General features: G+C 40.4%; 12 protein-coding genes. All 12 read left to right on the top strand.

Going from position 1 to position 12,644, the window contains the following annotated elements; genetic code table 11:
- Window positions 1-928 precede the first annotated feature (928 nt).
- The gene (gene rfbB, locus ACF2JD_RS05455; protein WP_440986941.1) at window positions 929-2,014 is read left to right on the top strand and encodes a dTDP-glucose 4,6-dehydratase; all 1,086 of its coding nucleotides are present in this window, start codon (window positions 929-931) and stop codon (window positions 2,012-2,014) included.
- Window positions 2,014-2,901: a dTDP-4-dehydrorhamnose reductase gene (gene rfbD / locus ACF2JD_RS05450; protein ID WP_440986940.1), complete on the top strand. Its 888-nt coding sequence runs from the start codon at window positions 2,014-2,016 to the stop codon at window positions 2,899-2,901. Before rfbB ends, rfbD begins: the two co-directional genes overlap by 1 nt.
- Window positions 2,902-2,982: 81 nt before the next feature.
- Window positions 2,983-3,861 carry a glucose-1-phosphate thymidylyltransferase RfbA gene (gene rfbA, locus ACF2JD_RS05445; RefSeq protein WP_440986939.1) on the top strand — a complete coding sequence of 293 codons (879 nt, stop codon included), beginning with the start codon at window positions 2,983-2,985 and terminating at the stop codon, window positions 3,859-3,861.
- A 62-nt stretch (window positions 3,862-3,923) separates the two neighbouring features.
- Entirely contained in the window at window positions 3,924-4,472 is a 549-nt protein-coding gene (rfbC, locus tag ACF2JD_RS05440) for a dTDP-4-dehydrorhamnose 3,5-epimerase (protein ID WP_440986938.1), read from the top strand.
- A complete protein-coding gene (locus ACF2JD_RS05435; protein WP_440986937.1) occupies window positions 4,438-5,430 on the top strand; it encodes a glycosyltransferase in 993 nt (330 codons plus the stop codon). Before rfbC ends, ACF2JD_RS05435 begins: the two co-directional genes overlap by 35 nt.
- Window positions 5,427-6,470, top strand: coding sequence for a glycosyltransferase (locus tag ACF2JD_RS05430; protein ID WP_440986936.1), 1,044 nt, complete (start codon window positions 5,427-5,429; stop codon window positions 6,468-6,470). Before ACF2JD_RS05435 ends, ACF2JD_RS05430 begins: the two co-directional genes overlap by 4 nt.
- On the top strand, window positions 6,467-7,240 hold the full coding sequence (locus tag ACF2JD_RS05425) for a glycosyltransferase family 2 protein (protein ID WP_440986935.1): 774 nt from the start codon (window positions 6,467-6,469) through the stop codon (window positions 7,238-7,240). Before ACF2JD_RS05430 ends, ACF2JD_RS05425 begins: the two co-directional genes overlap by 4 nt.
- Entirely contained in the window at window positions 7,218-8,420 is a 1,203-nt protein-coding gene (locus tag ACF2JD_RS05420; RefSeq protein ID WP_440986934.1) for an oligosaccharide flippase family protein, read from the top strand. Before ACF2JD_RS05425 ends, ACF2JD_RS05420 begins: the two co-directional genes overlap by 23 nt.
- On the top strand, window positions 8,413-9,438 hold the full coding sequence (locus tag ACF2JD_RS05415) for an ATP-grasp domain-containing protein (protein ID WP_440986933.1): 1,026 nt from the start codon (window positions 8,413-8,415) through the stop codon (window positions 9,436-9,438). The genes ACF2JD_RS05420 and ACF2JD_RS05415 overlap by 8 nt, the downstream gene beginning before the upstream one ends.
- Entirely contained in the window at window positions 9,413-10,489 is a 1,077-nt protein-coding gene (locus ACF2JD_RS05410; RefSeq protein WP_440986932.1) for a glycosyltransferase, read from the top strand. The genes ACF2JD_RS05415 and ACF2JD_RS05410 overlap by 26 nt, the downstream gene beginning before the upstream one ends.
- A complete protein-coding gene (locus ACF2JD_RS05405) occupies window positions 10,458-11,621 on the top strand; it encodes a hypothetical protein (RefSeq protein ID WP_440986931.1) in 1,164 nt (387 codons plus the stop codon). The genes ACF2JD_RS05410 and ACF2JD_RS05405 overlap by 32 nt, the downstream gene beginning before the upstream one ends.
- Window positions 11,622-12,638 (top strand): NAD-dependent epimerase, encoded by a 1,017-nt coding sequence (locus tag ACF2JD_RS05400; protein ID WP_440986930.1) that lies wholly within the window; start codon window positions 11,622-11,624, stop codon window positions 12,636-12,638.
- Window positions 12,639-12,644: the final 6 nt, after the last annotated feature.

Here is a 12,644-nt window from a genome sequence, read left to right as displayed (position 1 = left end):
TCAATTAGAGGGTGTCTAAGGGGGAGAGTCAACGAGGATCCTACATAACCCCCCTGTATCGGGACTGAATCATGTCAGCCTTTGTCTCCTCTACCCGTCCTTGCATCGGCAGCCATGCCTTTCGTGCTTTATTGTGAGTCATGCTGTCGAATCAGATGAGGACTGTTGGGGTTCCATTGGTGACTACTTGCGACTGTTCTGATCGCACTGATGGGGATGGATATGAGTTGTGCTGTGTTTGTCATCACGACTTGGTACCAGTCATTCCGGTCGTTAGGCCGAAGTCGGTATACTGTTGTAATCAATTGAACGGATTCAGTTTTATTGTTTGGCTCGGATGATTGGGGATAGCTCCGAGCGTGGTGCAGAGAGGAATGTTGAGCGTGAAAGGCCGGAAGGCTGAATGGGGGGGGGTTTTGAATCCCTACCGTACGAGAGGTTTTCTGCGGTTTTGACTATTCATCCCTGCGTCAAACGAGATAGAATCTGGCTCAAAATCGGGTTTGGGGCATAGATTGCCCAAGATGTGAGCAATGCAGGCTGCGGACTGCCTGGGTGTGCAATGTAATGCAACAACATTGTTAAACATCAATCAAAACAACAAGCTGGAGGATATTATGGCCAACAGCACGCACAATCAGGTTAAAAGCAGCATGTTGGGAGCTGTAACTCAGGGGCGGTAGCGTCATCATTTATGCATTTCAATCTTCCTCTGGTTTATCACGGTTAATCCTCTCGCCTTGAGGGCCATTTCTTAGCATAGGCAGATAAATATACATGCCTAAACGAGGAGCCTGGTCTGGAATTCAAGCATTCGTGGTCTCAGTGCAATCATTCTGCTCTACGAAGAAAAAACCAGAGTGATACGCAACTGCAGACCCTAACCGAAAATCTTCCTTTTCATTAGATTGCAATCGGGAACCTTTCAATGAAGATCCTTGTAACCGGTGGTGCCGGTTTTATCGGTTCGGCAGTGGTTCGCCACATCATTTGTGACACCCAAAATTCTGTCGTCAACCTCGACAAGCTGACCTATGCGGGCAACTTGGAATCCTTGGCGAGTGTGGCAAACAGTGAGCGCTATGCCTTTGAACAGGTGGATATCTGCAACAGCGCCGAACTGGATCGAGTTTTTGCCACCCACCAACCAGACGCCGTGATGCATCTGGCCGCCGAGAGCCACGTTGATCGCTCTATCACCGGTCCTGCGGCCTTTATCGAGACCAATATTGTCGGTACCTATATGTTGCTGGAAGCGGCACGCGCCTATTGGAATACGCTGGATACGAGTCGCAAGGCAACATTCCGCTTCCACCATATCTCTACCGACGAGGTGTATGGCGACCTGCCTCATCCAGATGAAGTCGCTGCCGGCACAGCGCTGCCACTGTTCACCGAAACCACTCCTTATGCCCCCAGCAGCCCCTATTCTGCTTCAAAGGCCTCCAGCGACCATCTGGTGCGCGCCTGGCGCCGTACTTACGGCCTGCCAACCATAGTCACCAACTGCTCCAACAACTATGGCCCCTATCACTTCCCCGAGAAGCTGATCCCGCTGGTGATCCTCAACGCGCTGGATGGCAAGCCGCTGCCGGTGTATGGCAAGGGCGACCAGATCCGTGACTGGCTCTATGTGGAAGATCATGCCCGCGCGCTCTATGCCGTGGTCACCACTGGCGTGATGGGTGAGACCTACAACATCGGCGGTCACAACGAGAAGCAGAACCTGGAGGTGGTGCATACCATCTGCGATTTGCTCGATGAGATGGTGCCGAAAGCCGGCTCCTATCGCGATCAAATCACCTATGTGACCGATCGCCCCGGCCACGACCGTCGTTATGCCATCGACGCCAGCAAGATGAGCGCCGAGCTGGATTGGCAGCCGCAAGAGACCTTCGAATCCGGTATCCGCAAAACCGTGCTGTGGTACCTGGAAAATCAACAGTGGGTCAACAACGTGAAGAGCGGGGCCTATCAATCCTGGATCGAGCAGAACTACGGAGAGCGTGCCTGATGCATATCCTGCTGTTTGGTAAAAATGGCCAGGTAGGTTGGGAGCTACAGCGTGCCCTGGCGCCACTGGGGCGCATCACCGCAGTTGACTTCGATTCCACCGACTATTGCGGTGATTTTAGCAACCCGGCCGGCGTGGCCGACACGGTACACCTGCTCAAGCCGGATGTGATTGTCAATGCAGCGGCCCACACCGCAGTCGACAAGGCCGAGAGCGAGCGGGAGTTTGCCGAACTGCTCAACGCCACCAGTGTGGCTGCGATTGCCAAAGAAGCCGAGGCGCTGGGTGCCTGGCTGGTTCACTACTCCACCGATTACGTATTCGATGGCAGTGGCGAACGCCCCTGGGTCGAGATCGATCAGACTGCACCGCTCAACGTCTATGGGGAGACCAAGTTGGCTGGGGAACAGGCTGCAGCGCTTTGTGCTCGCCATCTTATCTTCCGCACCAGTTGGGTGTATGCCGCCCGTGGCGCCAACTTCGCCAAGACTATGCTGCGTTTTGGCAAGGAGCGAAGTGAAATGTCGGTTATCAATGATCAGTTTGGCGCTCCGACCGGGGCCGAACTACTGGCCGACTGCACCGCTCACGCGATCCGCACTGCGCAAAGTAGGCCTGAGGTTGCAGGTCTCTACCATCTGATCGCTTCCGGCACCACGACCTGGTTTGACTATGCCCAGCTGGTGTTTGCCAAAGCGAGGGCTGCCGGGGTTGAACTGGCGGTCACGCAAGTCAATGCCGTATCCACCGGCGCCTTCCCTACCCCGGCCAAGCGCCCACGTAACTCACGCCTAGATACCAGCAAATTCCAGCGCACCTTTGATCTGGTATTGCCAGATTGGACCGTTGGTGTGGAGCGGATGTTGACCGAGATCCTGGGCAAGTAAATCAGTGGCAAGGGCTAAACGTAAATGTGAGCCATCAAACCACTCTTTTCTTTTGCAATTTAAAAATAAGAAACAAGCATCATGACCAAACGTAAAGGCATTATTCTGGCCGGTGGCTCTGGCACCCGTCTCTATCCGGTGACCATGGCAGTGAGCAAGCAGTTACTGCCCATTTATGACAAGCCGATGATCTACTATCCACTGAGCACCCTGATGCTGGCCGGTATTCGCGATATTTTGATCATCAGTACGCCGCAAGATACTCCTCGCTTTGAGCAATTGCTGGGTGATGGCAGCCAGTGGGGCCTGAATTTGCAATACAAGGTGCAGCCAAGCCCGGACGGGTTGGCACAAGCCTTTATTCTGGGTGAGGAGTTCATAGGTTCAGACCCCTGTGCGCTGGTGCTGGGCGATAACATCTTCTATGGCCACGACCTGCAGAAGCAACTGGAAGCTGCCGCCGCCAAAGAGATAGGTGCTACTGTCTTTGCCTACCACGTACACGACCCTGAACGTTACGGGGTAGTGGAATTTGATAAGCAGGGAACCGCTATTTCTCTGGAAGAGAAACCGCTGGAACCCAAGAGCAATTATGCGGTCACCGGTCTCTATTTCTATGACAACAGCGTGGTTGAGATTGCCAAGAGTCTGAAGCCATCGCCCCGTGGTGAGCTGGAAATTACCGATGTAAATCGAATCTACCTTGAGCAAGGGAACTTGTCGGTAGCCATGATGGGCCGTGGTTATGCCTGGCTTGATACCGGTACCCATGAAAGCATGATTGAAGCGAGCAACTTTATTCAAACTATCGAAACCCGTCAGGGGTTGAAGGTGGCGTGCCCGGAAGAGATCGCCTATCGCCAGAAATTTATTACTGCCGACCAGGTACGTGAGCTGGCTTCGCCATTGGCAAAAAATGCCTATGGGCAATATCTGTTGAAGATGGTCTCGAAAGACTGATGTGAAATTGGGGGAGGGAATATGCTTCCACAATAAAGATCAAATTAAATATGGATAGACAGATGAATGTAATCAAGACAGCAATTCCTGATGTGCTTATCTTGGAGCCCAAGGTATTTGGTGATGAGCGTGGTTTTTTCTTTGAAAGCTTTAATCATAAGCAGTTTGAAGAGGCTGTAGGATATCCTGTTACCTTTGTACAGGACAATCACTCAAAGTCGTCGAAAGGCGTGCTACGTGGATTACACTACCAGTTGCCACCCCATGCTCAGGGGAAACTGGTGCGATGTGTAGCTGGCGAAGTATTTGATGTGGCAGTTGATATCCGCAAAAGTTCACCGACCTTCGGACAATGGGTAGGGGTACACCTTTCAGGGGAAAATAAGAGACAGTTATGGATCCCGGAAGGGTTTGCTCATGGATTTTTAACGCTGAGTGAAACGGCAGAGTTTTTATATAAAACAACAAATTATTATAAACCAGAATATGAAGGCTCGATCAGATGGGATGATGTGAATATGGCAATAGATTGGCCATCCATTGATGTCTTAATCTCCTTGTCTATAAAGGATAGAAATGCAGATACTCTATCCCTTTGTGAGCTTTACTGATAATGGAATCAAATTTTTCGGATATTATATGGTAAGTGTTAGTGTGTTGATGCCTGTGTTTAATGTTGAAGAGTATATTTCAGAAACATTGGATAGTATTTTAAGTCAAAGTTCAATCGATTTTGAACTGGTTATAATCGATGATGCATCTACTGATAATACAGTTAGTGTGGTTGATCGATATAGGTCAATTGACTCAAGAATTAAATTTATAAAGAATGAAAGGAATTTGGGTATATCAGGAGCCTTAAATAAAGGGCTAGCAGTATGTACTGGTGAATATATAGCTAGAGTTGATGGTGATGACCTTATGTCTCCAGAACGGCTCATAAAACAATATGATTTTTTAGAAAAAAATCGAGACCATGCATTAGTCGGTTGCTGGGTAAAAAATATAAATGTGAACGGAGATATTATTGCTGAATGCAAGTATCCATGTGACCATGCAGCCATCACAAGTATGCTTCAATGGACATCCCCTGTATTGCATATATGGATGGCAAGAAAGTCTGTATATGATTCTTTGGGAGGCTATCGCAATACCAACCCAGCAGAAGACTATGATTTTCTTCTCCGCTGTATTGCGAAGGGGTTGAAAGTTGCAAACATTCCTTTTTACGGTGCATTTATTCGATTAAGGCAGGGGAATACACTATCAGTCGCTTCATTGAAACAAAGAAAAGCATTTAATTACTTATATTCATTATATAAGCTAGGTGCTATAAATAATAGTAACCATATGGACTTAAATGAAGTGGATGAGTTGAAAGTTACATATTTAATGAATCGCATTCATCTTCTATCATCAAAATTTTTGAGTGCTGGATTCGAGAGACGAAATAGCTATAAAAAGTATGTATATTTCTTTTTGTCATTGATTAGTCCATATACTATCCAAGATATATATAGGCGACTTATGTTTAAAAGGGCACTTAGAAAGTATAGAGGTGAAGAATGAAGGTAGCTATAGTACTTCCTTCATTGAAAAATGTGGGCCCCGTAAAGGTCGCGTTTGATTTGGTATCATCACTTTCTAGTGAAATTGATTTTACTGTCTTCTATATAAAGGAGTCATCTGGTTTCGTGTTTCCATGTATTACCAAGAAACTAACATGGCAAAATATTTTATCGTTATATAAATTTGATGTAATCCATAGCCATATGCTACGACCTGATTTTATAACCGCAGTTCTTCCTTTTTATAGAGGAAAAAAAATAACCACCATTCATAATATGGTTAAGGAAGATGTGTTCTTTACTCATGGTAAGTTTATTTCATCTCTTATTTCTCCTACTTGGATGAATATATGGAAGCGTTTTGATAGATTGGTTGTTCTGACTGATGTAGCAAGAAATTACTATCTTAACCTGGGTTTGTTAAATCATAAACTACATGTCATAAATAATGGTGTAGCGATATCAAAAGTCCCTGTATGTATTCCTAAAGAGGATAGAAAACTAATTTATGATTTTTCAAAGGGAAAGAAAATATTAGGTTCAGTATGTTTGTTTAATCATAGAAAAGGTTTAGATCAAATCATCCGTGCATTACCTATATTAAAGGATTTTTGCTTTGTTGTGGTTGGTGATGGACCAATTAAAAATGAGCTGAGCGAACTTGCTGAGTCATTGGGAGTGAGTGATAGGTTTTTAATTATAGGGTTTAGGGAAAATGCGAAAAAATATATAGATTTATTTGACATATACATGATGCCAAGCCGCTCCGAGGGCTTTGGTTTAGCAATGGTAGAAGCAGTCAGTGTCAAAAAAGCAGTAGTATGTTCAAATATTGATGTCTTTAAATCTATGTTTTCTGAAAATGAAGTATCTTACTTCAATCTTGAGGATATTAGCTCACTCGTTACTGCAATTTTCAATGCAGTTGAGCATTCCGATACATATTCTAATAATGCTTACTCAAGATGCCTACAATTTTACACAACAGATATAATGGCAAAGAAATATTTTGACGTATACAGTTTGAAAGGTGTGAATTGAAAAAAATATTTATAAGTGTTATCTCTCACAACCATGCCAACATGATTAAAAACATGGGGGTACTGAAGAGATTAGCATTATATTGCAATGTTGTAGTTAGATCTAATGTTAATGAAGATATTCAGGAGTATTGTTCTGAACATGGAATTATATATATTAATCCATCAGTAGTGATGGGTTTTGGGGAGAATAATAATATTGTATTTAGCTATTGTGTAAACTACTTGGGGATGGGAGAGAATGATATTTTCATTGTTCTTAATCCTGATGTGGATATTGAATGGAGGACCATACTATCTGTTGCCACGAAGATGGATGCTAATGATATAGATTTAGCTACAATAAATCTATATAGAGATTATAATATGGTAGCGTATGATAATTCGGTAAGAAAATTCCCTAATTTTCTTACCTTTATATCTAGTTATCTTGGATTTGGTAATAAGACTATACTAGATAAGTCTAAAATTAATGAGGATTGTTTGGTAGATTGGGCTGCGGGCTCATTCTTGGCAATTAGAGCATCTCTTTACAAAAAAATAGAAGGGTTTGATATTAAATATTTCATGTATTGTGAGGATATTGATCTCTGTTACAAAGCTCAATGTGCTGGCCATGGGCTAATGTACTTTCCCTCATTAAAGGCAGTACATTTGGCTCAGCATGCAAATAGAAGATTATTTTCAATTCATTTCATTTGGCATGTAAAAAGCGCTATACGCTTCTTAATAAAAAAAGTAGTGAGTGATGTTAAAAGAAAAATTAAATAAGATACTGAAGATAGTTGGAGGGAATGCATTTTCCCAAATAATAGTTATTATTGGTACGCCATTTCTTACTCGAGTCTATGAGCCTCAAGAATTTGCAGTTTTAGCTATAGTTACCTCTATTGTCATGGTTTTAGGTGTTGTTGGTTCTGGCCGCTATGACCAGTTGATATATAGCTTTGTAAAACATAACGATCATGCTAGATGCTACACTAATGGTTTATATATCTCATGTATTATTTCATTTTTAGTGTTCATTGTATCTATATTGTTATTTCTCTCTGTATCAATGAATATATCATATCTATTTCTAGCTCCATTGGTATTTTCATTTTCTTTGTATCAGTTATATGCATCTCTGGCCAGTATAAAAGGAGATTATGATTTTATAGTTAAGGGTAATCTCATTAGGTCCTTTTCATTGATATTCTCACAATACGCACTGGCTTCCTTTGGGGCTTTTGGGTTAGTCGTTGGGTTGTTGATTTCCCAGTTATTATCATTGCTAGCGATAATGTATTTTTATTATTCTAAATATGATTATAAGATTATAACAAGCCCTAATTTTTTTGATTTTAGAACCGCAGTTCTTAGTTCAGCGCAGTCTCTCGCTAATTCAGTATCATCTCAGTTACCCGTATTGGTTATTCCCATGCTATTTGGAATGACGGCATTGGGTTATTACAGCCTTGCCGTCAGACTTACTCAGCTGCCAATTACTTTTTTTACTAATGCGATAAGGCCATATGTCCTTGGTGAACTAAATAAGTATAAAGATAATCCTAGAACTACAGAAAGAATCCTAACTTTAGGGTCTTCATTTCTCCTAGGGTTAGGTGTGTTGGGAGTTTTTTTAATAAATTTATTCTCAACAAAATTCTTTTATTTTTATGCGGGGCCGTCTTGGGAAGTTTCTGGGGACATAGCATCCGGTCTATCATTATGGTTAATGATAGCTTTTGCTAATATAATCGCCGTCTCATATTTGACTGTAGCTACAAGATTTTTGGTTCTATTTTGGTATGACCTTTTATTGTTGATTTCACGTGTAGCTGTTTTATTGTTTAGTTGTTTTTTTAGTTTTGATTTCATATGTTTTATATACATTTATTCTATTGTTGGTATGGTGTTTAACCTATATATAATAAGTTATGCTATTTATACAGGGAAAAGAAATGCGTAATATATTGATCGTTACTACCTCGACAGGTTTTTTTGCACAAAACAAGATGCCGTGGAGTAGTATGGATGTTAGGGTAATAGCTGATTTTTTCAGTGATGCTGGTTTTAGTGTTGATATTGTTGATTTTAATTACTTATGTGAAAATATAAATGGCATCACTGAAAATATTATTATATATACTAGCTCTCAACGCGTTGAACATAAAAAATACATTGAGGATGTTGTTTTTTTATTGCAGGAGAATAATGTATTAGTACCTAGTTTTGAGGCTTTCATGGCTCATGACAATAAAGGGTTTCAGTGTATTTTAGACAAAAAATATAATTTGAGTCTAATCCCTTCAAAATATTATTCTGATATTAGTGAAATTGATGATGATATCTCATTCCCATGTGTTTTTAAACCAGCTAACGGAGCATCTTCAACTGGAGTCTCTATAGTTCATGATGTGGGACAACTTACTGAAATTTTAAATGATGTGAATACTTATACCATTCAGGACCTGAAGCGTAATATAAAGAAATATTTTTTCCCGAAAAAGTATAATCGCCATTGGGAAGAATATATCTCTTTTGGTAGAAAAAGGTTTGTTTTGCAGGAATTCATCCCAAACCTGAAGTATGATTACAAAGTTCTTATTTTTGGAAAGAAATTTTATGTCTTGAAACGTTTTGTAGCTAAAAATGATTTCAGAGCTAGTGGGAGTGGGATTCATGCAAGAGATTTGACTTTAGACGATAAAGAATTACTTATTGTTTTAAACAAAGCTGATGAGTTTAGAGGGAGTTTCAGATCGCACATATACTCTTTGGATGTCTGTGTTGTTAATAATGTAGCCTACCTTATCGAGTTCCAATTTACACATGTGGGTCCAGTTACTTTAAGTGAGTCGGGCTTATATTATGCTCGAGATGACTCAGGTGAATGGGAGGTAATAATTACGAAAAGCAATCTTGAAAATGAATTCTGTTTGGCTGTTTTGGAATATATAAATGAAAATTCTCCATCTTGTGCATAATTATTATGGGTTCAGTGGGGCTAGTCGCCAAGCCAAAAATATTGCAAAAGGTATTTCTGCTGCACACCCTGATATTGAGCAGCGTTTTTTTACCTTTAAGAGCAAGGTGTGTGAGCATGATGACGGGGACAAAAGTGATTTTATTGTGTATTCCTCAAAGCCTCATTCTATATCCAAAATATATAGTTTGTTGAAAGTTATAATTCTATATAGGCCGGAAATTATTCATTTCCATGGGGCTGACTTCTTAATGCTTATTGTATGCAAATTAATGGGCATTCAAGTTTACTGGAAGACGACTCTTTATGGCTCTGATGACTTTACCTCCCTTTTTTCTGGACGATTTGGTATCATAAAAAAATTTTTGACTCGTTTTATTGATATGAATAATACATTGACACATCAGATCCGGAAAGAACATAAAAATTTCTTATTGCCTGAGCGAATGGTGACAATTCCAAATGGCGTTAATATTCCATCAATAGTTAATGTTGATGAGAAAATAAACTTGGCTGTTATTGTTTCTGCAATTATCCCCAGAAAATCAGTTCTTGAAGGGATTTTTTTCTTTAATAAAAATCTCAGAGGATTGGGTTATAAGCTATTTATAATTGGTCCTAGCTCGCCTAGATTGGACGGTTTTTCTCCAGAGTATTTTGATGAATGTAAAAACCATCAGGACGACAATGTGATATTCCTTGGTGAAATATCGCATGAAAAGACATTGGACATACTTCGTAGAGCTCGCTTTCTCATACACCTTTCTCGAAGTGAAGGAATGCCTAATGTTGTGCTAGAAGCTATGGCATATTCAGTTTATCCTATTCTTTCTGATATGAATGGTCTTACTGAAGAGTTAATTGATGATGGCGTCACAGGTTTTAATGTAGAGAAGCGGAATGATTTTTCTTTGTTGAAACATTTATCTGATAACGCTAAGGGAAGAGATAGTGTTATTGAAAAAAATAGTTTTGATATTATTAGTTCGAAAACTGTAGACGTTTATGAGGTTTTAAAGAATGGTACGTCTCAAAGAAAAAATCACTCATGATAGCCGCATGAAATATAATGGAGTTGGTTTTTTTGGGCTGTTATGGTTTTATTTATGTGGGTTTTATTTAACCCAAGTAACATTTGTTAGCCCAGTGTATGTTGCTTATTTTATAACTTTTTTATATGCTCTTTTGATTTTTTCCTATAATAAGAATAAGCATTTCCCACTCTCAATATTTATTGTTTTTGTTTTTTGCTTTTTCGGTTTTGTTTTGGCTACATATTCTCCGTTATCTTTATCAATAAATTATTTTATATCTATATCATCCGTTCTGATAGTGGTTGTACTTTTCAGGAATAGAACTATAAAGTTATATCATTTTTTATTTATGCTTGGTATGTATTCTTTATTATTCGGGCTAGATGGAATTTGGAGATTCCTCAATCCTGATCTAACTCATATAGATAAGCTTGAAGAAATTGGTGTTGGATTCCAAATATATAAGGTTAACTCATTTATGTATGCGGATTCTAATTTTGTTGGAATCCAATGCGTTATGTTTTTTTCTGTGCTTCTGTATGTTTTTAATAATATAGAAATGTCTCGTAAAGATGCGTTTTTTTTTAAAATTGTTTTTCTTACACTAGTTTTTTCTACATTCCTGACGTTTTCTCGCTCTGCATATTTAGGTATTATATTAGCTTTATTGATGAATTTCCTTTGTAACAAAGAGAGAGCTTTTTATATTTTTTGTTTTTTTTTTCCTATATTTGTTTTTTTAGGGGGGTATTTAGTAAGTGATTATTTTTCAAATGATATTAGTTTTAGTAGTAAGTTTCATATCCTTCATCTTACTAATGAATATCTGAGTAATGCTGATTTACTAACGCTCCTTCTTGGCGTTGGTTTAGGAAACGCTGAGATGGAAATAGGTATGGGGGCTCATAACATCATTGTATCCCTTATGATTGAAACTGGAGTTTTTGGGTTGTTGTTTTTCATTATTTCAAATTTTATTTTTTTAGCTAAGCTGGGACGATACTTTTTTGTAATTTGTTTTCCTTTTTTATTTTCATCTCTTTCCTTAGGGACGACAGCCATACCATACTTCTATACACTTTCAGTATTTTGTATATTAATTAGAGGTGGTGATTTGTTAGTCACAACCAAGATCATTAAGGAGTGTTAATTGTATAAATATCTTGTAACCGGTGCTGCTGGATTTATAGGGGGCGCTGTAAGTAAAAGGCTTTGCGAGCAAGGGCATAAGGTCGTCGGTATAGATAATATAAATGACTATTATGATGTGTCATTGAAATTGGCACGTTTAGATAAACTAAGTGATGAGGTAAATTTTTCCTTTCACAAGTTGGATTTAAGTGATCGTGAGTTGATCGCCAAGTTATTTGCTGAAGAAAAATTTGATCGAGTTATTCATCTAGCTGCTCAAGCTGGTGTCCGCTATTCAATAGAGAGTCCATTTTCTTACGTCGATAGTAATCTCATCGGGCATCTTTCTATCCTTGAAGGGTGTCGTGACACTGGTGTTAAACATCTGGTGTATGCATCTTCTAGCTCAGTGTATGGCATGAACGCTAAAATGCCGTTTTCTACTGCTGATGCTGTTGACCACCCAGTTTCCCTGTATGCGGCGTCGAAAAAAGCCAATGAGTTGATGGCACATACCTATTCTCATCTTTATAGTATACCGACCACCGGCTTGCGCTTTTTTACAGTCTATGGCCCCTGGGGGCGACCTGACATGGCGCTGTTCAAGTTCACCAAAGCCATGCTAGCTGGCCAGCCAATCGATGTGTATAACAATGGCCAACTGAGCCGTGATTTTACCTATATCGACGATATCGTTGAGGGGATTTTGCACATTGCTGATGTAGTTCCGGTGGCTAATCCTGGCTGGCAGTCAGAGAACGGCTCGCCCGCTGACAGCAGCGCCCCTTATCGTATCTTCAATATCGGTAACGGCAGCCCAGTCAAATTGATGAGCTTTATTGATGCCCTTGAAAAGGCGCTTGGTATCGAGGCAATCAAAAATATGATGCCGATGCAAGCGGGTGATGTATACGCAACCTGGGCCGATACCGAAGATCTGTTCAAAACCACGGGCTATCGACCCGCCATGTCAGTTGAACAGGGTGTTCAGGCATTTGTTGATTGGTATAAAAATTATTATAAAGTTCAGCAGTAAGCGAGG

This window comes from Aeromonas ichthyocola, from assembly GCF_046087985.1.
GTDB classification, from domain to species: Bacteria; Pseudomonadota; Gammaproteobacteria; order Enterobacterales; family Aeromonadaceae; genus Aeromonas; species Aeromonas rivipollensis.
Note: the sequence above shows the minus strand (reverse complement) of the source record. Positions and strands in the feature narration are given on the sequence as shown.